General features: G+C 39.8%; 19 protein-coding genes. 14 read left to right on the forward strand and 5 right to left on the reverse strand.

From position 1 onward, the window contains the following. Nucleotides 1-100: 100 nt before the first annotated feature. On the forward strand, nucleotides 101-718 hold the full coding sequence (locus ACFG4S_RS19175) for a TIGR02466 family protein (protein WP_392530623.1): 618 nt from the start codon (nucleotides 101-103) through the stop codon (nucleotides 716-718). Between the two features lie 249 nt (nucleotides 719-967). On the opposite strand, the gene ACFG4S_RS19180 is transcribed toward ACFG4S_RS19175, so the two are convergent. Next, on the reverse strand, nucleotides 968-1,285 hold the full coding sequence (locus tag ACFG4S_RS19180) for a hypothetical protein (protein ID WP_392530624.1): 318 nt from the start codon (nucleotides 1,283-1,285) through the stop codon (nucleotides 968-970). A 414-nt stretch (nucleotides 1,286-1,699) separates the two neighbouring features. On the opposite strand from ACFG4S_RS19180, the gene ACFG4S_RS19185 reads away from it, so the two are divergent. The 5 genes from ACFG4S_RS19185 to ACFG4S_RS19205 all read left to right on the forward strand — a co-directional run bounded on the left by ACFG4S_RS19185 (nucleotide 1,700) and on the right by ACFG4S_RS19205 (nucleotide 13,622). Then, nucleotides 1,700-4,159 (forward strand): DUF4114 domain-containing protein, encoded by a 2,460-nt coding sequence (locus ACFG4S_RS19185; RefSeq protein ID WP_392530625.1) that lies wholly within the window; start codon nucleotides 1,700-1,702, stop codon nucleotides 4,157-4,159. Nucleotides 4,160-4,613: 454 nt separating this feature from the next. Then, nucleotides 4,614-7,052 (forward strand): beta-propeller fold lactonase family protein, encoded by a 2,439-nt coding sequence (locus ACFG4S_RS19190; protein WP_392530626.1) that lies wholly within the window; start codon nucleotides 4,614-4,616, stop codon nucleotides 7,050-7,052. Between the two features lie 1,208 nt (nucleotides 7,053-8,260). Further along, entirely contained in the window at nucleotides 8,261-11,272 is a 3,012-nt protein-coding gene (locus tag ACFG4S_RS19195) for a peptidase domain-containing ABC transporter (RefSeq protein ID WP_392530627.1), read from the forward strand. A gap of 152 nt (nucleotides 11,273-11,424) precedes the next feature. Beyond that, entirely contained in the window at nucleotides 11,425-12,993 is a 1,569-nt protein-coding gene (locus ACFG4S_RS19200; protein WP_392530628.1) for an HlyD family efflux transporter periplasmic adaptor subunit, read from the forward strand. A 131-nt stretch (nucleotides 12,994-13,124) separates the two neighbouring features. After that, on the forward strand, nucleotides 13,125-13,622 hold the full coding sequence (locus ACFG4S_RS19205) for a DUF427 domain-containing protein (RefSeq protein WP_392530629.1): 498 nt from the start codon (nucleotides 13,125-13,127) through the stop codon (nucleotides 13,620-13,622). A gap of 87 nt (nucleotides 13,623-13,709) precedes the next feature. Here ACFG4S_RS19205 and ACFG4S_RS19210 read toward each other — a convergent pair whose 3' ends face one another. After that, entirely contained in the window at nucleotides 13,710-14,702 is a 993-nt protein-coding gene (locus tag ACFG4S_RS19210) for a metal ABC transporter solute-binding protein, Zn/Mn family (protein WP_392530630.1), read from the reverse strand. A 1,015-nt stretch (nucleotides 14,703-15,717) separates the two neighbouring features. Between ACFG4S_RS19210 and ACFG4S_RS19215 the strand changes: the two genes are divergently transcribed. The 6 genes from ACFG4S_RS19215 (at nucleotide 15,718) to ACFG4S_RS19240 (ending at nucleotide 20,503) form a co-directional block, all read left to right on the forward strand. After that, nucleotides 15,718-16,053, forward strand: coding sequence for a hypothetical protein (locus ACFG4S_RS19215; protein WP_392530631.1), 336 nt, complete (start codon nucleotides 15,718-15,720; stop codon nucleotides 16,051-16,053). Nucleotides 16,054-16,304: 251 nt separating this feature from the next. Beyond that, the gene (locus ACFG4S_RS19220) at nucleotides 16,305-16,655 is read left to right on the forward strand and encodes a YtxH domain-containing protein (protein ID WP_392530632.1); all 351 of its coding nucleotides are present in this window, start codon (nucleotides 16,305-16,307) and stop codon (nucleotides 16,653-16,655) included. 11 nt (nucleotides 16,656-16,666) lie between these two features. Continuing rightward, complete coding sequence (locus tag ACFG4S_RS19225) at nucleotides 16,667-17,206, forward strand: DUF948 domain-containing protein (protein ID WP_392530633.1); 540 nt, start codon at nucleotides 16,667-16,669, stop codon at nucleotides 17,204-17,206. A gap of 242 nt (nucleotides 17,207-17,448) precedes the next feature. After that, on the forward strand, nucleotides 17,449-18,258 hold the full coding sequence (locus tag ACFG4S_RS19230) for a TPM domain-containing protein (RefSeq protein WP_392530634.1): 810 nt from the start codon (nucleotides 17,449-17,451) through the stop codon (nucleotides 18,256-18,258). Between the two features lie 103 nt (nucleotides 18,259-18,361). After that, nucleotides 18,362-18,991, forward strand: a complete 630-nt coding sequence (locus ACFG4S_RS19235) for a precorrin-8X methylmutase (RefSeq protein ID WP_392530635.1) — start codon at nucleotides 18,362-18,364, stop codon at nucleotides 18,989-18,991. Between the two features lie 99 nt (nucleotides 18,992-19,090). Further along, nucleotides 19,091-20,503 (forward strand): right-handed parallel beta-helix repeat-containing protein, encoded by a 1,413-nt coding sequence (locus tag ACFG4S_RS19240; protein ID WP_392530636.1) that lies wholly within the window; start codon nucleotides 19,091-19,093, stop codon nucleotides 20,501-20,503. An 89-nt stretch (nucleotides 20,504-20,592) separates the two neighbouring features. Here the strand turns inward: ACFG4S_RS19240 and ACFG4S_RS19245 are convergent, their stop codons facing one another. After that, nucleotides 20,593-21,282 (reverse strand): phosphate ABC transporter permease, encoded by a 690-nt coding sequence (locus tag ACFG4S_RS19245; protein WP_392530637.1) that lies wholly within the window; start codon nucleotides 21,280-21,282, stop codon nucleotides 20,593-20,595. Between the two features lie 30 nt (nucleotides 21,283-21,312). Beyond that, entirely contained in the window at nucleotides 21,313-22,149 is an 837-nt protein-coding gene (dapB, locus tag ACFG4S_RS19250; RefSeq protein WP_392530638.1) for a 4-hydroxy-tetrahydrodipicolinate reductase, read from the reverse strand. Nucleotides 22,150-22,779: 630 nt separating this feature from the next. On the opposite strand from dapB, the gene psbP reads away from it, so the two are divergent. Both psbP and ACFG4S_RS19260 read left to right on the forward strand, forming a co-directional pair. Then, the gene (psbP, locus tag ACFG4S_RS19255) at nucleotides 22,780-23,325 is read left to right on the forward strand and encodes a photosystem II reaction center PsbP (RefSeq protein ID WP_392530639.1); all 546 of its coding nucleotides are present in this window, start codon (nucleotides 22,780-22,782) and stop codon (nucleotides 23,323-23,325) included. A gap of 99 nt (nucleotides 23,326-23,424) precedes the next feature. After that, complete coding sequence (locus ACFG4S_RS19260) at nucleotides 23,425-24,018, forward strand: Maf family protein (RefSeq protein ID WP_392530640.1); 594 nt, start codon at nucleotides 23,425-23,427, stop codon at nucleotides 24,016-24,018. A gap of 21 nt (nucleotides 24,019-24,039) precedes the next feature. Here ACFG4S_RS19260 and ACFG4S_RS19265 read toward each other — a convergent pair whose 3' ends face one another. Further along, the gene (locus tag ACFG4S_RS19265; RefSeq protein ID WP_392530641.1) at nucleotides 24,040-24,267 is read right to left on the reverse strand and encodes a hypothetical protein; all 228 of its coding nucleotides are present in this window, start codon (nucleotides 24,265-24,267) and stop codon (nucleotides 24,040-24,042) included. Nucleotides 24,268-24,299: the final 32 nt, after the last annotated feature.

Consider the following 24,299-nt stretch of genomic DNA (forward strand, 5'->3'; position numbering starts at 1 on the left):
AAAATTAATTAAGCTGTAGTAATTTTGCTAATGCGGGGGAATGATACTCCCTCGCTTTTTATATCTGTTGGTAATGATACTGTCGCAGTAGTAGGACAACATGAAAGGTACTAGAAAAGATTGGTTTCCCTCACCAATATGGCATTTTCCTGTTGATAACCATGAATATCTCAATCTAAAATTATTGAAATTAATTGAGGATGAATATGCTCAAGATCCACGAGGTATACAAATGTCTAATATACTTGGTTGGCATAGTGTAGATAATTTAAATAAGCGTGATGATTTTCAAGATTTTATGAAAATTATTATGGATAATGTTTTGGAAATCGCCAATTTTTTAAAGTGGGATTTAGAGCAAGTAGTTCTGACTATTAATAATTGTTGGGCTATGATTAATAGAAAATTTTCTTCTAACTCAGTTCACGATCACCCAAACTCATTATTAAGTGGTGTTTATTATATTAAATCACCGAAAGATTGTGGAGGGCTGTTATTTCGCGATCCCAGAGTTGCTGCTCACCGGATATTACCACCCTATTTAGAATTGACTCCTTGGACAATGCCAAGTGTAACTTACAAACCTGTGGAAGGAACGATGATTATATTTCCAAGTTGGCTAACGCATGGTGTGGAACCTAATCTAAGTGATGAAGAAAGAATTAGTATTAGTTTTAATATTGGTGTTAAAAGTTATCAAGGGACTTCTAACAAATAAATTACTCAATCTTTTGGGGAGCGCCTTTGTATAGGGGGGCTCATGTCGCCCACCATACAAGAAACTGTATATATATATTTAGATATGCAAACTACTACTCTATACAAGTGAAGTTTCAAGAGTAAAAGAACGAACCACTCACTCACTTACTCCTCCGCATAAGCAAGCTATGTGTAGCGTCTCGTAGAGAAAGAGAGAAATAAAAAGTTGATTTATTCAGCAAAGTTGGCTTGACGAACTCGTAGCTATTTACTGATTAGTTAAATCTTTTTCTTGTTCTGCAAATAATTCTAATAAACCTACTGTACCAACAAAAAATGTGTAAATAGCATATTCAATTGGAGCCTTTCTTTTTGAAGGTGCATACACAGTTGCTACTATTGCTTCAATAAAATGAGCTAAAAGAGCAAAACGCCCTAACCAAAAAATAAAACTGAGATTACTAGGAGTTTTTTGATTAACCCAAGTTGCATAGATATTTGCTAACTCCCATGCAATAGCACTGGCAATTAGAATTGTAGAGATTATTTTAATAATAGTAAAAAGTTTTTCCTTGTTCTGCTTCATGCTCATTATTTTTTTGTAATAGAAACAACGATGTTAGCTGAGATTATTTACATTATGGCGTGGCTATTTAAATTCTTGAGATATTGCGATCGCTTACAATTTTAACCTTTTAATAACCTGAAAATAATTTTTTGTTAATTTTTATATGGATTGATAATAGTTATGAATGATAAGTGTTTAAAAACTAATGCTCATGCATGAAATTCTTAGACTGTCATAAATTCATTTAAAGCCAAAAATTAACAATCAACTTTTAAAAAATCATCTACAAATGTTTGTTTATTTAAAAACTTTAATTGTCAATATTTTTACATAAAAGCTTTACATAAAATTTTATCGACATGAGAGAAAATCTGTAATAGAGGAAAGACATTAACTTGTTTATACTAACTATATCTAGGTAAAACCAAGATCATGATTATTAATGGTACTTCAAGTCAAGATAAATTATATGCGACAAAAAATGACCAAATATTTGGTCTAGAAGGCGATGATATTTTAGATGCTTCCAACGGTGAAGGAAATAATTTGCTTGATAGTGGCTCTGGCAACGACCAAGTTTTTGCCAACAATAATGATACTTTAAAGGGCGGTGTTGGGGCAGATGATTTATTTGCTGTAGGTGATTTAGGCTTTAACATCTTGGAAGGAGGAGAAGACAACGATCGCCTTTTTGTAGTCGAAGGTAGCAATAACAAACTCGATGGCGGTTCAGGAAACGATCGCCTCACAGTTTCCGATGGAACTGGCTACAACACACTATCGGGAGGAGTTGGCAATGATGTATTAAATGTATCCAGTGAGACAGGTAATAACAACCTTGAGGGTAATGAAGGTGATGATGTTCTAATTGGAGGATTAGCTAGCGATCGCTTATTTGGTGGATCGGGTGATGATTTACTATTTGGTGGTAAAAAAGGCAGCCAATTGACAGGAGGTACTGGAAAAGACCGCTTTTTTATCGCTAGTGCAGCGGTTCCGGATGTACCTGTTGAAATCTTGGATTTTACTAAGGGTGAAGATAAAGTTCTAATTAGTGGAATTCCCGAAGTTAAAAATTTCTCAGATATAAAATTAGAGCAAATAGGACTCGATACATCCATCAAAGTTAATGTCAATGGTGAGTTGAAAGAGTTCGGCATTTTAAGAAATATCCAAGCTAATACTCTGACTTCAGCTGACTTTGATTTTTTAGCTGGAATTTTCTCAATTAGTAATGCTTCAGCAGTAGAAGGAAATGCTATTACCTTCACCATCACTCGTACAGAAAATACCCAGAGCGAACAAAGCGTAACTGTCTCTACATCTTTGAGCGCAGCAGATACCGCTAGTAACGCTGACTTTACAACAAAAACTGACACCATCGCCTTTCAATCGGGAGAAACCCAAAAAAGCTTCACAGTTCAAACAACTCCAGATTTTATATTCGAGGGGAATGAGACTTTCACTGTCAGTTTGAGCAATCCGACAAATGAGGCAATTATTAATCCTACAAGTGGGACAGCTCAAGGTACCATCAATGATGACGATCCGAATCCTGTAGTCACTATCATCCAAACTGGCGACAGCACAAATGTCACCGAAGGCGGTATAAATGACAGTTACTCTCTAGTACTTGCAAGCCAGCCAACTGCTGATGTCATCATTACTATCGATGGCGGTAAGCAAATCAAAACTAGTGCAAAGACTCTCACTTTTAACACACAAAACTGGAATGTGGCGCAAGAAGTGACAGTAACGGCTGTAGACGATGCGATCGTAGAAGGTGATGATAGTGAGACTATCCGGCATACAGCTACAAGCAGCGATGCTAATTATAATGGTATTGCGATCGCCCCTGTGAACGTTGGCATCACCGACAACGATATCCCACTCTCAAAGAGTGATGATGTATTTACCATTAAAGGTAATAGCGATCGAGCAACACTTTTAGCAGAACTAACAAATCACAGTTCTACGAATCAGCTTTATGAACTAGGGGTATTTACCGTAGACGATCGACAAGGGAAGATTGGCGATATTACCCCTGGTGCTACAGGTTACGCTGAAGCCGCTTTAAATCGAGCCAAAGTGATTTTATCTTCGCTAGCGAATACTCCCAATGGTTTTAATGGTGACTTAACAAGTCTCTTGGAGTTTAATTCTGGCGAACAACTGAGGTTTTATTTGGTACGCAACACTACCACCGATAGTATTTTGGCAGGACAAGCACCAATAACAGACGTACTTTTTTCTGACTCAACAAATCTTAAAATTGACAGCTTTAGCGATGGTAGTTTTTCCCTAGCTTGGAAAGACCAAGATTTGGTAGTGAAAATTCAAGCCACAAATCAACAGCTACCTTTGGGTGCAAGTTTTCAAGGACATAAAGAAGGAGAGCTAATTGATTTACGAAATGTGACACAATCGGTAACAGCGGAGTTTGCAGTTCACAGAGAAGCTGCACTCAACGACTATGTGGGCTTTTATCAAGTGGCTGATGAGAATGGTGGTATTGACACCAATGGCGATGGTAAAGCAGATATTCTCGTTGGACAAACTGGTTACGCCCAAGCCGCCGTGCGTGGACGGGTTGCAGACATTAACTTGACAGTCAATAATCAAGGTTCCGCAACTTATACTGGCACATTCGGGGCTGATTCTCTGTTTGCCCCATTTATTATTGTCAATGGTAGACCCGATGCGTTTCTCGATCGCAATGGCAATAACGATCCGAAGGTTTACTTCCCATTCTTGGGTGCTAACACTGACAAAACAGATCACATTCGGATGTTGGGAAACAACACCTTTGGCTTTGAAGATTTAGCAAATGGTGGTGACAAAGATTACAACGATGTAATTGTGCGAGTTAATTTCAATGTCAACACTCTGTAATCTATAGCGCTTCTCGGTTGAGTCTAATACAGACCTAACCCCCAGTCCCTTCCTTTGCAGGGAAGGGGAGTAAAATTCAAAGCCTCTCTCCTAAAAGGAGAGAGGTTTGGAGAGAGGTCAAAGTTGCATCCAAACGATAACCGTTATAGTTCTTTTCCTCTAAATCAAGGTAGAGAAAAAAATAATTAAATCCAGATGGATATAGATCCTTGTAGGGACGCACAGGTGTGCGCCCCTGTTTGCATAACTCATTCAAATTAGAATCGCTATATTCAATTCAAATAATTGTTTAGCAAAATCTAAAAGCCTCATCCCATAAGCAGAATGAGGTACTTTTATGCTTAGCAATTGAGATGAATTCGATCTTCCTTAAATCAGCGATTTTACTGAAGTCATTTGTTGATTTTATATTCTAAATTAGACCGAACAAATAGTACGTATAAAAAAGAAAGTTATGACAGAGAAAGTCTTGAATTTTGTAGAAGTTGAAAAAAACGGTACAAATGGTGTTGATGGACTTGGTGGTGCCTATTCCGTCACTGTCAGCCCCGACGGCAAATTTCTCTATGCTGCTGGATCTACTGACTCGGCTGTAGCGGTATTTCAGCGGGATACAACCACAGGCCAACTGACTTTTGTAGAAGTTCAAAAAGATAATACCAATGGTGTCGATGGGCTTGGTGGTGCTAACTCGGTCACCGTCAGCCCCGACGGCAAATTCCTTTATGCATCTGGATATGACGACTCGGCTGTAGGGGTGTTTCAGCGGGATACAACCACAGGCCAACTAACTTTTGTCGAAGTTGAAAAAAACGGTACAAATGGTGTCGATGGGCTGGGTGGTACAGCTTCTGTAACTGTCAGTCCCGACGGCAAATTCCTTTATGCATCTGGATCTACTGACTCAGCTGTAGCGGTATTTCAGCGGGATACAACCACAGGCCAACTGACTTTTGTAGAAGTTCAAAAAGATAATACCAATGGTGTCGATGGGCTTGGTGGCGCTAACTCGCTCATCGTTAGCCCCGACGGCAAATTTCTGTATGCGGCTGGATATGATGACTCAGCGCTAGCGGTGTTTCAACGGGATACAACTACAGGACAACTGAGTTTTGTAGAAGTTCAAAAAGATAATACCAATGGTGTCGATGGACTTGCTAATGCGGCTTCTGTAACTATCAGCCCCGACGGCAAATTTCTCTATGCTGCTGGGTCTAATGACTCGGAAGTATCGGTGTTTCAGCGGGATACAACCACAGGCAAACTGAGTTTCGTAGAAGTTCAAAAAGATGGCATCAGTAGTGTCGATGGGCTTGCTGGTGTCTATTCCGTCACCGTCAGCCCCGATGGTAAATACCTCTATGCTGCTGGATATGATGACTCGGCGGTGGCGGTATTTGAACGCAATCAAGAAACAGGTCAGCTGAATTTTGTAGAAGTTGAAAAAAACGGTACAAATAGTGTCGATGGTCTTGGTAATGCCATTTCTACAACCCTCAGCCCTGATGGTAAATACTTCTATGCTGCTGGATATAATGACTCGGCGGTGGCGGTGTTTAGTACGCCTTTCAACCATGCGCCAGAGGTAGCAAATGAAATTCAGGATCAAGAAGCCACCCAAGATAGTGTCTTCAACTTTATCGTTCCAGTTGACACCTTCAGCGATGCAGATGTTGGCGATATCCTAACTTACACTGCAACTCTGGAAAATGATGACCTACTTCCTACTTGGTTAACCTTCGATCCTACTACCCTTACCTTCAGTGGGACTCCCAAAAAGAAGGATGTGGGCGATCTAAATATCAAAATCACTGCTAAAGATACTGCTGGAGAGCAAGCTAGTGATGTATTTACGCTTGGGGTTGCCGATCAAAATACTCCTAACACTCTATTCACACTAATGACAGGAGATATCTTTAGTGTCAAGACTAAGGTAAAGATTAAAGGCGATAAAGCAAAAATCTCAATCAAGATTAAAACCACCACTTCTAAAGAAGTGAATGAGCTATGTGTATTTAATGTTGATGATGATGAAGGTAAAATTGATGGCATCGCCCCTGGTGCAGAAGGCTATACTCAAGCTGCTCTTTTGCGCTCCAAGGTGATTTTCTGCTCCCTTGGGAATATGCCCAAAGGTTTCAAGAATGACGACGTGAATAACGTCTTAGAATTTGACTCTGATACTAAACTCCGATTCTATAGCATATCCAACAGTACTACTCAGGATGTACTGTCTGGAAAAGCCTCTTTTTCAAGCGTCGTTTTTTCCTCAGCTACAAATACCAACACAGCAGGGGAAGGATTTTCTCTCAACTTCCAGAATTTGGTTGTAGCGGTTCAGGCAACAAATCAACAAGTATCTTTGGGTACAAGTCTGCAAGGCAAAAAGGAAGGCGAACTGATTGATTTACGAGGTGTAACACAATCAGTAAAGGCTGACTTTAAGGTTTACAGAGAAGCTGCATTGAACAACTTTGTCGGGTTTTACAAGGTGGCTGATGAGAATGGTGGCATTGACACCAATGGCGATGGTAAAGCAGATATTCTGGTTGGACAAGCGGGTTATGCCGAAGCCGCTATACGTGGACGTGTTACAGGCATTGACTTGACGGTAAGCGACCAAGGTTCGGCAACTTCTAACGGCACTTTCGGAACTGATTCGTTGTTTGCACCTTTTATCATTATCAATGGTAAAGCGGATAAGTTTCTCGATAATAATGCCAATAACGATCCGAAGATTTACTTCTCATTTTTAGGTGCTAACAGTGACAAGACAGATCACATTCGCCTATTGGGGAACAACACCTTTGGTTTTGAAGATTTAGCAAATGGTGGTGATAAAGATTACAACGATATGATTGTACAGATCAATTTGACTGCCAATGTTGTTTAATATCAAAATTGGCTAAGGGACTGACAAATAAATACTCAATTACTTCTTGTGGGGCGGGCAAAATGCCCGCCTTTGCCTATAGTCCCTCGTGTACCTCACCCCACAATATTGAACAATTTATTTATTGGCTTAGATAATTGGTTTTTGAAGACGCGATAAATCGTGTCTCTACATGAGGGTTTTGGGCAAGAGATAAATTATCCAAATAAACGAACCACTCCAGACGCAGAGAACACAGAGAGAAGAGAAATAGAGAGGATTTTTGCGTCAGTTTTGGGATTTTTTTATTTGTCAGTCCCTTATCTGAACTCTATTGAGATTTATACTCATAAATAAAGTTTTGATTTATACTTGTATTCTTCTGGTTTTGCCCTCTAGTTTTTTTGTAGAATTTAAAAACCTCATCCAGCAACGGGGATGAGGTTTTTTTATGAAAATACCAATCAAAAAACTAGACATTTATAAAACTAGTAAATTTACTGAAGCCAGTTATTGTCTTTCCTTCATAAATTTAATAATTGATTCTTCTACAGTATTTTTCCAGTTGATTCATTATTGAACTGGGAAAAAAATCATGGGAAATTCTTTAACAATCAGATATGGGTGCTGTTTGAGGAGGAAAGCTTACTCTTTTTCTCCAGTGGTTATAATGTTCTTCCCTGAATAAAAGAATTTGTAAAAAATAATTCAGAAATTTAAAGTTTTCTTTATTACTAATTCTTAACTAGGGTATTTACTTAGGAAAGCATTTGTGATATTTTCATGTTGATTATCATAACTTGAAATACACTAGGCTAAGTTTAGCAAACCCATCTCTGTGTATTAGTTTGATGATTAATAGAGATTTTGCATATTTACAATAGTAAATCCTGAATTTAAGATTGTATAAATTATGTAGTATTAACGAAGTGTTAATCTTTCCTGAATTTATTTAAGATTATGTTTGTTTTGAAGCATCTATCTAAAACAGTGGCAACTATGTAATAGAAATTCAGGTTTCAATTAGCAACAAAGAACCTCTGTGCTATTACGTATTTATACAAACTGGATGCGATATCCGAAAGTTAAGAGTTAGAAGTGAGCCAGGGTGGTCTTAAAGGTTTCCTTGATGAGCGAATGGCGAACCCCAAATGGGTTAAGAATTGTTTTGATTCTTCATACCTAACTCATAACTTGATGACTAACTTTTACTTTCTGAATTGTTTGATATGACTTATATTAAGAACACTTTTCCGGAATTTCTCACTGCACTAGAAGGGTTCGATCGCCTACCAGATGAAGCGATCGCTAGCATATCAGAACAACTGCAAGCTTGGCGGTATCGCTTAGGTCAAAAAATTATCGGTAAAGAAAGTCTCCCGGAACACATCACGATCCTTTATGAAGGACAAGTGCGACTGTTGGGATACGAACCCCAGACACAAATTCCAACTACCCTGAAATTACTGCAACCTGGGGAAATTATCGGCGAAATTGGTTTGCTGCGGGATATCCCCTGTGAGACAGCGATCGCCTCCACCGAAGTAGTATGTTTAACTTTGAGTGCAGCAACATATTTTAACCTTTTATCTACATATCCAGCTTTTGCCGAGGCTCGGAAGAATCGGAGTTATTTAGTAGAAGTTTTTGATATTCTCAGTTCCTATTGGCAAAAGCAAGCGATCGCCACTTTAAATCTGAAAGAATTAACACAAACAGCTTTACCAGAAGCGAAAATCCATTATTTGACACCAGGTAAAACTTCATTCGATCAACTCGATAACAAAAGTGTCTGGTTTGTCAGTGGTGGTGGTACAGTCACGAATTTTTCTGTTGGCGATCGGCTCGAACAATACGACGATCGAGATAGGATCGTCGTTACAAGCCAAAATCCCGTGCGATTACTTGGTCTAAATCCCTTAGCTTTGATATTGCAACAAGATAGTCATCAGATAGAACTTGCAGTCAGTGACACCCAACCACATAGCCAAGATGAACAGGAAATTCCCTACGCATCAGATGAAATAGTTGTATCACAAACAACAAGTCAAACTTCAAAAAGTTCATCAAAAAGCATAAAATACCCGTTTTTTAGCGGTAAAGGAGAATTAAATACAGCCTTCGCCTGCTTCCAGATGATTACGAAACACTTAGAAATGCCGTTTCGTCGAGAAGTAGTCCGCCGCATTTTAAACGAGCAAATCAAACGCCAGGGTAATATATCGTTTCCAGCTATTGCTTATATAGCAGAGTTAATTGGGCTGAAGGTACAGTTGATAGAAGTACCAATGACTTCATTGACACGCATACCCACACCAGCATTGATTCGCTATGCTGATAGCTTTTCCGTTTTATATGCAGCGGATGCGAACACTATGGTTGTAGGTGTACCATCCCAAGGAATTGTGCGCTGCAAACCCGCTCAATTTGTTGAACAATTAGACGTCGATCCTACCAACTTTCCGCCACAAGCTAGGGTATTACTCCTTACTCCCACCAAAGAAACACCACAAGAACGTTTTGGTTTACGCTGGTTTCTGCCTTATTTGTCACGCTATCGCCGAGTACTAATAGAAGTATTTATCGCTTCATTTTTCGTGCAGTTAGCAGCATTGGCAAACCCGCTGGTGGTTCAGTTGATTATTGACAAAGTTATCACTCAAAATAGTATTGGCACCTTACATATTTTGGGGGTTTTACTATTAGTAGTTGGGCTATTTGAAGCAGTATTAACTACCCTACGAACCTACTTATTTGTCGATACCACTAATCGGATCGATATGGGTTTAGGGTCAGAAATTATCGACCACTTATTACGTCTACCACTGCGTTACTTTGAGCGGCGACCGGTGGGTGAACTTTCTACTCGGATTAACGAATTAGAAAACATCCGCCAATTTCTCACAGGTACTGCCTTAACAGTAGGGTTGGATGCTCTGTTTTCCGTGGTTTATATTGGTGTGATGCTAATTTATAGTTGGCAACTCACCTTAGTCGGCTTAAGCACAATTCCCGTGTTTATCGTGATTACCTTAATAGCTTCTCCCACCATTAGCAGACAATTACGCGCTAAAGCCGAACGCAACGCCGAAACTCAATCTTATTTAGTGGAGGTGATGTCAGGAATTCAAACAGTTAAAGCGCAAAATATCGAATTGCGATCGCGTTTTTCCTGGCAAGAGCGTTATGCTCGTTTTGTCGCCGCTGGTTTTAAAACAGTTGTGACTTCCACCCTTGCCAACTCTACCAGTAACTTTCTCAACAAACTTAGCAGCTTACTAGTTTTGTGGGTAGGAGCTTATTTAGTACTAAAACAAGAATTAACCTTAGGTGAATTAATCGCCTTTAGAATTATATCGGGTTACGTCACCAGCCCCATATTACGCTTAGCTCAACTCTGGCAAAGCTTCCAAGAAACCGCCTTATCCATAGAACGGTTAAGCGATATTGTCGATACACCAGAAGAAGCAGAAACAGACCGATATAATATACCCTTACCATCAATTACGGGAGCAGTTAAATACGAGAATGTTTCCTTCCGATTTGGAACCAGTGGACCGCTACAACTTTCTAACGTCAACCTGGAATTTACTCCAGGGCAATTAATCGGGATTGTCGGACAAAGTGGCTCTGGTAAAAGTACGATGATGAAATTACTGCTGAGGCTTTACGAAACCGAGTCCGGCAGAATTTTAATTGATGGTTATGATATTTCCAAGGTGGAACTTTATTCACTGCGGCGACAAATTGGTGTAGTTCCCCAAGAGACATTATTGTTTGATGGAAGCGTTCAAGAAAATATTTCCTTGACGAATCCCGATGCGACAACCGAAGAAATTATCGATGCGGCTCAAGTTGCGTGCGCCCACGAATTTATCATGAACTTGCCCAACGGTTACAACACACGGGTAGGAGAACGTGGTTCTGCACTTTCTGGTGGACAAAGACAAAGAATTGCGATCGCCCGTTCTGTTTTACAACGACCAAAATTACTAGTTTTAGATGAAGCAACCAGCGCCTTAGATTATCCCACAGAGCGCCAAATATGTCTCAACTTAGCCAGGGCATTCAAGGGTGATACAGTATTTTTTATTACCCATCGCCTAAATACCGTCAGTAATGCAGACACGATCGTTGTCATGGATAATAGCAGAGTTATAGAACAAGGTAATCATCAAGAATTGATGGCTGCTAAAGGTCATTATTATTACCTTTATCATCAACAAGAAGTAAACTTATGAGAAAGAATCAGAATTTACAATGGGCTACGCCAGTCTGCGCTAATAGAATTTAGTAATAACCGTAGGGTGGCACTGTTTATCGATGCTGGTGTCCACCCTATAAAAATCCCATTTTCAATTCCATTTTCCAAAATCTAAAATCCAAAATTACTATGACTCAACTTAATGGAAATAACATTAACGGCAATCATAAAAATGGAGCCAAACAAGATTCACGAGTAGTTACAAAACAACAGAAAGCTGCTCAAGAACCTTTAATTAACTCACATCCCGATGAGTTTGAGCAATCTATTGTTTTGCGCCAATCTCCAGTTTGGTCACGTACAATCATGGTGACCCTAATGGCTTTAGCTTGCTTTGGAATTGCTTGGACTTATTTTGCCAAAATTGAGCAAGTAGTGCCAGCCACAGGGCAATTAAAGCCACAAGGAACAGTCAAAGAAATTCAGGCTCCGGTTAGTGGAGTAGTGAAAACGGTTGACGTTAAAGATGGACAAGAAGTTAAGCCAGGAGATTTGCTGCTGACTTTTGATTCCATCGCCTCTGTTGCCGAATTAAATTCTTTGAAAAAGATTCGTGTTGCATTAATTAAGGAAAACCAGATCTATCGCCGGTTGATGGGAGCAAGTACCGCAACTTCATCAGAACTATTATTTTTGCGTGGTAACTTGCCACCAGAAACTGCTTTTTTATTAAAAAGTCGGGCTGCTTTAGTCGCAGAAAATGACTTGTTGCGAACTCAATTAAGAAATTCTGGACAAGATTATACACTGGGGATTGATGAACAGGAACGTCTACAAGTTGCCAAAAAAGAATTAGATTCTCGTTCTTCGGCGGCACGTTTAGAAGTAGAAAAAACTAAGAAACAACTTGCTCAAAATCAATATAAGTTGGAAGACAGCAAAGCCAGTTTAGCTATTCAAGAGCGGATTTTAGATAAACTTAAGATATTGGCAGAAGAAGGTGGTATTTCTCAGCTTCAATATCTCAACCAGCAACAAGAAGTACAAAACCGTACCGCAGAAGTCGCACAATTAGGTGAAGAAGTCAAACGTCTTCAGTTTGATATTGAAAAAGGACAGCAAGAGGTAAGCAATACGGTAGCTGTTACTGATAAAAGCGTTTTGGATAAAATAGCAGACAACAAAAAACGTATTGCCGAAATTGATAGCCAATTCATGAAAGTTATCTTAGATAATGAGCAGCGTTTAGCAGATGTCAATAGTAAAATATCTCAATCACAGTTAAACGTCAAATATCAAGAACTCCGCTCACCTGTATCAGGTACAGTTTTCGATTTGCAAGCAAAATACCCTGGATTTGTAGCTAATCCCACGACAAAATTGTTGCAAATTGTCCCAAATGAAAAGTATATAGGTGAAGTTTTTATCACCAATAAAGATATCGGTTTTGTGCGAAAAGGTATGAAAGTGGATGTGAGAATTGACTCATTTCCTTATAGCGAGTTTGGTGATATCAAAGGACAAGTCATTGAAGTAGGTTCAGACGCATTACCACCAGATCAAACACATCAGTTTTATCGATTTCCAGCTAGAATATCTTTGGATAAACAATCCCTTATTATTAAGGGTAAAAGTGTCTATTTGCAGTCTGGGATGTCTATCAGTGCCAATATAAAAGTACGCGAAGAACGAACTGTGCTTAGTTTGTTCACCGAGTTGTTTACCAAGCAAATTGATGCTCTCAAAGAGGTACGTTAGTTTTTTTAAATCAACGATTTTGGTTTTTGCGGAAAGTGTGAACTAAGCTTTCCCCAAAATCTAAAATTCATCGGACTTACGTTTAAATCCCTTTATGTAACTCTCTCCAACTTGGAATTTTCAATTATTAAATGGTTAATACTCAACGCATTGAACCGGCTCCCGGACAAGAATCGGTTTGGGATTACCCTCGCCCTCCTCGTTTGGAGGAGACAAACAAACATATCCAGATTATCTTTAACGAAGTAACTATTGTAGATACTTACAGCGCCAAGCGTGTTTTAGAAACAAGTCATCCACCCGTTTACTACATTCCTCCAGCTGATATAAAAATGGAATATTTGCGGTTGACACCACAATCTAGCTTTTGTGAATGGAAGGGAAATGCTGGTTATTACACAATCTCTGTTGGTGATAAAGAAGTTCAAAATGCTGCTTGGTTCTACCCCAACCCAACATCAGCTTTTGCATTAATTAAAGATTATGTAGCTTTTTATGCACATATGATGGATATTTGCTACGTGAATGACGAAAAAGTACAACCACAACCAGGTAACTTCTATGGTGGTTGGATAACTAGTGATATTGTTGGGCCATTTAAAGGCACACCTGGTACTTGGGGATGGTGAGATAGTTAGCAGAGGGGCACAGAGAGGTGCAAGGGAGAATCATTAATAACCAATGCCCAATCCCCATGCCCCATAGCGAATGATGTGCTATCTAGAAGCTTTCGCTTCAAACATTAAATACGTTCCTCCTAAACCCTCAACAATTGTGCGTGTATTAGCAATCATCATTTTCTGATAAGTATCTGCCTCGCCTCCAGGTTCTCCAAGTCCCTCAGAATAGAGCTTTCGTTCGGAAATTTTCACATCGGCTTCTGTGGCTACAGATTGAATCAAATTAGGGTTAATGGCTACCTCAGGAAAAATAGTTTGTACTTTAGCCTGTTTAATATTTTTAGCCAAATTGTTCACTCGTGCCGCTGTCAGTTTTTCCTTACTGCTAATACCTTGCATACCTCCTACCAATGAAATGCCGTATGCTTTGGCATAATAACCCAGTGCATCGGAGGTGATAACTAACTTGCGTTGTCTGGTAGGAATACTTGCAATTCTTGATTTAATCCAGCTATCTAGTTGAGTTAGTTCATTTGTGATTTTTCTGGTATTGCTGGTATAAGTCTCTGCATCACTAGACGCTAATTTTCTTAGGTTATTATTAATTACCTCCACCATCTTGATAGTGTTTTTAGTATTGTGCCAAACATGAGGATCGGTTACTATTTTGCCATCTTCCTGAAATTTTTGTGGCTTAGATACTGCGACTTGTCCGACTGCTATTTTCGGTGCAGAGTTTTTGGTTGTTTTAATTAATTTGATGAGATTGGGTTCAAAATTGTAACCACTATAGAGAATCAAATTAGCTTGCTCAATAGCTTTACGGTCTTCCAGTTTTGGTTTGTAATACTGCGGGTTTATATCTGGGGAAATCAAACAAGTGAGGTTAACTGTATTTCCGGCAACTTGTCTGGTTAAGTCACAGAGTACGCTTGTAGTTGCTACAACTTTGGGAAGATTCTCATTTACCTCGGTGTTAGTTTGAGTAAATGTAGTTCTTACCGTTTGATTTTGGCATCCAACAAATCCAATCGTCAATCCAACAAGAATAGCTCGGAATAAATTATTTGTTGGTGATTTTTTTGACATCCTCAACTCCTACTGGATGCATAAAAAAGATAATGATTATTATTGAAAAAGTCAGAAGTTGGAATTCAGAAGTCAGCAAACAAGTTTTTGCAAGCAAAAAGTTAGCGTCATACAACAGGCTACAAAATTGGTAAGGGTCAAAGCACGATGATAGAAGCGATGCTAAGGTGTGTTTGGTAAGAAATGTAGTGCAGTTCTCTCACCATTTGGTAAAGGAGCTATACCATTGTACTTGTAGCGGATTTCAAGAAGCATGAAGTAAACAAACTAGGTCTGGGAACCAGGTATTAAGTCTGTTTTCCTTCTGAATTCTGATTGGAGCTTTTGGAGTCTCCAGTTTTGCTTCTGAATTTATCAATTCTGATGTATGTGGTGGCAAAGTCGCAAATGGACTAGAATTATCCGGTTAATAAGAGGAACATAGCGATCGCAGGACATATTGATCATACAGGTTGATTTCGCAAACCAAGTCGTGAATCTAAGGCAATTGTAGCTGTGGTTTTGCAAGGTGTGGGCATACACTTGTTACAAAATTGGCAAATTAGCAATTTTTTAGCCATCAGCATAGAACAGCGATAAACGCAACATCGAGCCATCAATGAATTGCTATCACTTCCGAAAAAAAGGTATATGAGAAAAATGTTCTTCAATCGAACATTATCAAAAGGATAACAATCAAATACTTTTTACTATTGAGATTTTGATTAGATGCTATGTTAATTTGCAAATTCAAGTCTGCTAAATAATTGAAGTTTTTTTTGAATAAATAGAGACAATTCAATCAATTTAGGATTTTGGATTGTCGATTTGGGATTCAAGAAGCCTAAAATAGTACAAAGCATCAAACATCAACATGTTCTTCCAATCCAAAATCCGTCTAAGAAAGTTATGTTCGCCCGTAACCAAAGATAGACAAGATATTGATATCCACGCCACAAAATTGGATCGTTGATTTCTTTATAATCCCCCAGTACATAGAAGAATTGGTCAAAGCTGATATTTGTCAAGATAAACAATGGTAATTTTAGTTGTCGTCATTAACACCTTTATTTCGCTGATACTACTGTATGTCGCTTGGCAGGTGTGGCAACTCAAGCAGAAATTAGGATGTATAGCAGATAGCTTAACAGCCTACGAAAGTTGTACCCACGCAACACTACATAAAGCACCTGAAAATATCTACCCTAGTCAGCAAAATATTTATAACTTACGGCAGAGAAACCAAGTGCTTCAGATGCAAATTCAACAAGTGCAGCAAATTATCAGTTTGATTTTGCTAGGACGACAAATCTGGCAGCGTTATTTTCGGAGGCTAGAGTTAATACCTGGGAAAACAACACTCACAAAATAATTTAATAAATACAGGGTAATAATTCAGGACTCAGGAGCCAGAAGTCACAACTTATCTACGTTTTGGATGATTACCAACAAAAGGAGATAAATTAAGAGTTGGATTTTTTTTAAGATTCTGACTCCTGAATTTTGATCGTAAAAGCAACATTTCTGGCTGATATTTTGTCACTATAGGTTGACTAGATAAAATTATTTAGGTCTTGCAAGGGGAGAAAACCCACCTAAAATGGGTGTAAGGAGAGAAACAACATGTCTAATAATCGTTCTGGAACATTTTTTAGTGGTTTGATGCTGGGAGCGACTATCGGTGCTTTGACCGGTTTGCTCGTTGCTCCACGCACAGGGCGCGAAACGCGTAAAATTTTGCAAAAATCTGCCAACGCTATCCCAGAATTGGCAGAAGATTTATCAACAAGTGTGCAAATCCAAGCAGATCGTCTATCTGCTAGTGCATTGCGAAACTGGGATGAAACTTTAGATAGATTACGGGAAGCGATCGCCGCAGGTGTAGATGCTAGTCAGCGAGAAAGCCAAGTTTTGAACCGACAAACATCTCCAGAAGACTCAGATTCTCTTTCCCAGCAATTAGAACGCTTATAAATGATGTAACCGTGATTGAACCCCTGTTTTGGTTGGGACTTTCCTTGCTCTTAGTCGCCACAAGTTTGACTGCGGTTTTAGTGGCGGCCATACCCGCTTTGCAGGAATTAGCACGCGCTGCTCGTAGTGCAGAAAAACTATTTGACACCCTCTCACGAGAATTACCACCGACTCTAGATGCCATTCGCGTCACTGGCCTAGAAATTACTGGTTTAACTGATGATGTTAGTGAAGGCGTCAAAAGTGCCAGTCAAGTAGCCAAACAAGTTGACCAAAGCCTTGATAGCGCCAGAAAACAGGCTCAAAATATCCAAGTTGGGACACGCAGCGTATTTGTTGGCGTGAAAGCAGCTTGGAGAAACTTCACCCGCCAAAAACCAGCGAGGCGAATCAGCGATCGCCTCCCAAGCAATGAAAAATCGGCACTCACGTTGCGAGAACGAGAAGTGTTCAGACAGGAAAATCACCGCATCAAAGCAGAAGCCTACCGCACTAATGAAGGTTATAACGACTCTGCTAACTGGGAAACAGATTTCGATGATGAAGATTGAATTTGCGGCTGGGGATTAGGGACTGGGAAATAAGATTAAAAATACTATCTTTTAATACCCAGTAGCCATTACCCCTTATCCCCAGAGGGGACCCCACCTTCCCCAGTCCCCAATCCGAAAATCCCTTTGCTTTGATCCCTTAGATTAGAGTAAAGTAAACAAGTGTAAAGAAGTATCATTTTCCAGTACTCTTTTAAAACAACTTGTTGACTTTTACCTTTGATATTTGTATAAAAACGTCCATGCAGTCTTGTTTTTGGCAACGAATCTTCGTATCTATTGCAGTATTTTTCCTGGCTGGGTCAATTTGGGTGATGCATCCTTCCCCAGCACTGGCTTATGATAATCCTGACTTGCTCCCTAACACCTTTACCCCAGTTGTAGACTTAGCTAAATCTCTGCCTGAGTTACAAGAAGAAAAGCTGGTCAAAGATTTAGAGCAGTTTGAAACTGATACAGGGTGGAAACTACGAGTACTAACTCAGTATGACCGCACTCCAGGTCGGGCTGTCATCAAATATTGGGGTTTGGATGACAAAAGTATTTTACTAGTTGCCGATTCTCGTGGCGGTAACATCCTCAGCTTTAGTGTTGGTGATGCTGTTTATGAACTTTTACCCCGAACTTTTTGGATAGAATTACAAACCAGGTTCGGTAATTTGTACTTTGTACGCGAACAAGGCGAAGACCAAGCCATTCTGCAAGCTTTAGAATCCGTCAAAGGGTGTTTGCTCAAGGGTGGTTGCAATGTTGTTCCTGGACTACCGCGAGAGCAGTGGATTCTCACCTTGATTACTTCAGTTATTGGGGGAATAATTTGTGGATTTGCCGCTCAACCCCGTGACAAAGGACAAGTTTTTGCTTGGCAATGGGCTTTAATTTTCTCTCCTTTATGGGGAATTTTATTTATTGCCTTTGGTATTGGTCCCGTTGTGACACGTACAAGCGACTGGTTACCTTTAGTTCGCAATATCTCTGGGTTTCTCATTGGTGTCTTAGTCGCTTACCTATCTCCCGTTTTCAGTCGGCCTTCTTCCAGTAATGAGTTATGAGTGCTGTACATGGATAGTGTGGCGTTTAGCTGATGCTCAATTCTGACTCCTCACTCCCTTAAACTGATAAGCTGAAAGCTGATATTTGAGAAGCTCAACAAAAATGGAATGGCACGTAACTGATGCTCAGAGTTTAGCAATCATTGATAGTGAAATTGAGGAGCATGTCTTTTCACCGGCTGAATATGAGATTGTGCGTCGAGTAATCTACGCCACGGCTGACTTTGAGTATAAGTCTTTGATTCGCTTTTCTGAGCGTGCCTTGCAAGCTGGAGCAGCAGCACTAGCTGCTCGTACCACGATTGTGGTAGATGTACCGATGGTACAAGTAGGTATTGCCTACGATATTCAAAACACCTTTGCTAATCCCGTATATTGCAGCATGGAAGCTTTGACACGCCCCCAAAAAGAAAAAACTCGGGCTGCGTGGGGAATAGAAACCCTAGCAAAGCGTTATCCAGAAGGTATATTTGTTGTGGGTCAAGCGCAAACCGCATTAACAGTATTAGTGGATTTAATTGAAGCCGAAGAAATTAGACCAGCTTTAATAATTGCCACTCCAGTGGGATTCGTTAATGCTGATGAAGCTAAGGGGCGTTTACAAGACTCTCTAGTTCCTCACATTACAATAGATAGTCGAAAAGGTAATGCAGTTGTAGCAGCTGCGATCGTTGATGGATTGGTAGATTTGGCTTGGCAAGCCTATGGGCAAGATGGAAATGGAGGAAGCTAAGAAGTCTGCTTTTTACTATTATGTATCTAAAAGAGTATTCAAAATTAGTGAATATCCTGATAATTTTATTGAATAATGCCATTCGAGGAGGGTAGTCTTGTGGTAATAGAGAGTTTTAGTTTCAGCACATATATTGCAATTCCCGTAGTATTAAGTCTTTTGCTTCAGGGAGAAAACATAAAATCATCTGTAGTTAAAAATGTTCATCAGGTTTCTATTGAACAAGAAACAATCGCACCTAGCCGTCAGTTAATCAGTACTAACCCGACTGGAACAACATACTATGTTAGTGGTAGCGGAAACGACAATAATAGTGGACTTTCCTCCTCATCAGCTTTTAGGACTATTCAAAAGGCAGCAAATCTGACTAATCCCGGAGACACCGTACTAATTATGAACGGAGTCTACACGAACGCAAACCCGAAAGGTCAGATAGTATCAATTACTCGCTCTGGAACTGCAAATGCATGGATTAAGTTTAAAGCATATCCTGGACATTCACCAAAACTTCGGCTCAATGGATGGAATGCAATTTTGATTAACAATGGAGCCTCATATATTGAGGTAAACGGGCTTGAGATCATAGGGAACAATCCCAATGTAACTCTTGATTATGCAATGAGTGAGAAGAATAATAAATTAAATCCGTTAACTAATGGAAACTGCATTAGTGTAGATGGAAGGAAAAATGGTCATATTCACCATATACGTATTCTCAATAACAAGGTACATGACTGTGGAGGAGGTATTGGAACATTTCAATCGGACTATGTGACAATCGATAATAACGAAGTATACAATAATGCCTGGTACTCAGTTTATGGTTGCAGCGGCATTTCTATGTTAAATAATTGGAACTCCGATCGCTCTCGGGGATATAAGATGTTCGTGAGAAATAACAAGATATACAACAATCGCCAGTACCTTCCTGCGATTAATCAGAAAACTATCACGGACGGTAATGGCATTATTATTGATACTTCCAGAAATAACCAAGAAAACTCAAATTTAGATGTATATCAAGGACGTACTTTAATTCAAAACAATCTTACATTTAAAAATGGTGGTTCAGGTATTCATGTATTTAAAAGTGAACATGTTGATATTGTCAACAACACAGCTTTTTTAAATAATCAAACTCCAGAACTTAACGGGGGACAAATATCTGCGAATACGTCATCTGATATCCAAGTTTTAAGGAATATTCTTTCGGCTCCTTCTGGGAAGAATGTTAATAGTAAAAATCAAATTAGAAACGTTGTTTATGATTATAATATATACGTCAAGCCTTCTTCTGTAACTCTTAAAGGTCCTCATGATATTGTTGCAGATGCGGAGTTTATCAGCACACATCCAAATTTGAAAAAACTAGTCGGTGATTCCAAACCAGAGCTATACAAACAAAATCGGTCTGTACCTACTTCTACAGATATTCAGCCGACAGGTTTTGTTTGTGAACCGGTGACTTATACTGTGAAAGGAAAAGTCATCAAGATCGGATGCAGCCGCTAACGTAATTTGTAATTACCTGTTTGCAAGGGTTTCAGGCATTTTAAATGGGTGGCTTATTTCCGCCGTGCTGTACTAGTCAGAATTCTGAATCATTCCTCTACTCTACGCCGACGCCGACGCGGCCTTTCTTCCTGACGATCTTCACGCAAGCGACGACCGATTTCGTTAAAGAAATCGCGTCGCAAGTAAGGATAATCGCTCACCCACAGGTCACGACTGGGAACGTATATATCCGTGAATTCTTCAATGCTGCTCAAATCTGAGCGATTTGACATCACTACCATTTCGGCAATTTGACCGCGAGCAATGGCTTTGTGGTTAGGACGTAGTGGTGCTTGAAATTCAATACTAAATCCTGTGTCATCACCGACCTCTAAATTAATCCATTTTTCTCGGTTTTCGACAATTACTAATTCACCTTTGTTATTAACGGTTTCTTGTTTACCAACTAGCTGGTCTGTAATCCACCAATCTAGGACTCGACCACGGAAAAAGCCGCTGTACTTGTAACGGCGGCATTGTACATTCCGCATACTTGCTTGAAACACTGGATACCACAACCAAAAAAAAGCGCTAATTACCCCGAACACAAATACTATTGAAGCAAACTCAAGCTTAAAAACGACTGTCACAAGCAGAATAACAACTACCGCAACTACAGAAATTAACAGCCGTTGCAAAAAATTTGAGAATTTTCCCCAGTAGTATTTGTACTGCAAACCAGTGGCAATTAGGGGGATAACTTGTTCAAATTTCTGGCGAGTCAGTGGTACTAACATGAGTGCGAGTGATGAGTAATGAGTAGTGGTTTAAAGTATCTTTTCTAATCCATATACTAACGACTTTAACGCTAAGACTTTGCGAATCGCCAATAGGACTCCTGGCATATAGCAAGCGCGATCGCTCGTATCATGTCGTAAAGTATAAATCTGTCCCGCTGCGCCAAAAATAACTTCTTGATGGGCAATCAATCCTGGTAACCGGATGCTATGAATTCTAATGCCTTCTTCTCCTTGACTACCCCTAGCTCCTGGTAATTTCTCTGTTTCTTCTACTAGCTGAGGGTTAAAAGTTTTACCTAACTCTCCTAATAACTGTGCTGTTTGAATCGCAGTACCACTGGGTGCATCAGCTTTTTGATTGTGATGGAGTTCGATAATTTCCACATGATCAAAATATTTGGAGGCGGCGACTGCGGCTTGTTGCAACAACACCATACCAATAGAAAAGTTGGGAATAATTAGGCAACCAGTGCTAGCTTTGTCAGCAAAGTCTGCTAATTCTTTAATTTGTTGTGGACTTAATCCAGTGGTGCCGACTACAGGACGAATACCGTAGGCGATCGCACTGCGAATATTGTCATAAACTGAATCAGGATGCGTAAAGTCCACAATTACCCCTGGCGGTGCTTGTCTGTCACCAGCGACATAACCCAGCATCGGTTCTAATTGATTGGTAATCGGCACTTCCAAGGGTTCACTTAAACCCGCCAGTTCTCCAGCATCTTTATCTTGATGTTCTGGACTGCTATCAATTGCACCCACTAGGTTTAAATCCGGTGCTTGCGCCACCGCCTTAACTACCTCACGTCCCATTTTGCCAGCGGCACCATTAACAATAACCGGGATAGGAGCTTGATTCGTCATAGATCGTCGAGAAATACTCTTTGAGTCAACAAGGGAATTGTAAAGACTTTGGCGATCCAGTAGCTAGCTCTTCAAATTTCTGGTTCAATTTCGGCTACCTTGATTTGTGCGGATGCCGCTCAATTTTTTCCATTCACAAAACCAACAAATTCTCATTTGTATCCCACTATCTTAGCCAATAAGCCCTCTTCTATTGCTTACTTCAATTTTTACACTTCAAAAATAATCCCATATTTTGCCAATAAGTAGCTCTCATAAAAGCTATAAATCTTTTTTGTCAAGTCTAATTGACTATCTGTAACAATTTTTGTTATATTTATTTATATAAGTTAGCAAAGCAGCAACAAAAGCCACCTGGCTAAGGTTGCACCTTATTTATCAGCTTTCTAGTTTTGGTTGCCTTGCGATCTGAGCTACAAATATAGATTTCGGTATCGGTTATTTCATCGACATTTGGACTTCTCCCATCTACCTCGGCTATCAAGTCGGGGTTTTTTGTATTCTCGATTAGGGAGCAATGCGATCGCTCCCCAACCAATCTCTCATCCGAAGCGTGCCGCTTGATGGGACAATAAAAACGAGAAATAATGATTACCTGGTATTGCCTCCAGCCCAAAGGAATCTGTAGAAATGTGGAAAAAAATTGTATTAATTTTGCTATTGGTGTTGAGCTTCAGCCTGAGTAATTCTGGTGTAGCGGTTGCAGCTGGACTCAAAAGCTTTGTAGACACTAGTGATGGCTACCAGTTTTTATATCCTAATGGCTGGCTGCAAGTTAAAGTTGCTAACGGACCAGATGTGGTTTTCCACGATTTGATTCAGGTATCAGAAAATGTTTCTGTAGTGATTAGCCCAGTTCCAGAAGGTAAAACTTTGGCAGAATTGGGAACCCCAACAGAAGTAGGTTATAGATTGGGGAAAGCCGCTCTGGCTCCAGCTAATTCTGGTCGCTCAGCAGAATTAGTCAATGCCGGACAGCGAGAAGTAGACGGTAAAACATACTACCTTTTAGAGTATGAAGTGAAAATTCCCAATCAAGAGCAACGACACAACATCGCCAGCCTTGCTGTCAGTCGTGGTAAAGTTTTTACCTTCAACGCCTCAATTCCTGAAAAACGCTGGCCAAAAGTTAAACAAATGATTGATGAAGTTGTGAACTCTTTTTCTGTTTATTAGTCATTGGGGATTGGGCATGGGGCATTGGCAAGAATTTAGTCCCTACTCCCTCATCTCCCCCTGCTTCCCCTGCTCCCTCTGCTTCTCCCCTCCTTCTCTATGGGTATTCCACCTTTTGTATTAGCTTCAGCTTCCCCAGCGCGACGCCGTTTGCTGCAAACTGTTGGTATTGAACCGATAGTTCAAGCCAGTGACTTTGATGAATCACAAATTCAATTAAGTGAACCTGAACAATTGGTAAAAACTCTTGCTCAGTGCAAAGCAGAAACCGTAGCTCCACAATTTGAATCAGCTTTGATTATGGGTTGTGATTCGGTTTTGTCTGTCAATGGTGAGATTCATGGCAAACCAGTTGATGCTAATGAAGCGATCGCTCGTTGGCAGATAATGCAAGGTAAGTTTGGCGACTTATACACAGGACACGCCTTGATTGACCAGAAGCAAAATCGGACTTTAGTCAAGTCTCAAGTTACAAGAGTTTACTTTGCTCAAATGAGCGACAAGGAAATTAAAGCTTATGTTGCCACAGGTGAACCGCTCACCTGTGCTGGTGCTTTTGCCCTTGAAGGCTTTGGTAGCTTATTCGTGGAAAAAATCGAAGGCTGTCACAGCAATGTAATTGGACTTAGTTTACCTCTGCTACGGCACATGCTAATAGAACTGGGACACGATGTCACGGAATTTTGGCAATAGTTATTTGTCATTTGTTATTCACTAATGACTAAATTGCCTAATATTCAATATTGCCTCTCCATGATCTGGAATCCAGGCTAGCCACTCATCTGTTGAAACTGGACACAATAAAAGTGCTTCATCAAAACTAAAAGGGTTGGGAAGTAGCAAAAGACTCACCCAAGTAGAAGCTTTTAACTGCTGTAAACCTTCCAGATGATGCCTTTTTGTTTGCACAGCAAAATCTGGTCTATGAGAATCTAGTTTCATAGCTTTCTATTAGCCTTTACAGATGGGCTAAT

This window comes from Nostoc sp. C117 (genome assembly GCF_043099735.1).
Classification (GTDB): Bacteria; Cyanobacteriota; Cyanobacteriia; order Cyanobacteriales; family Nostocaceae; genus Nostoc.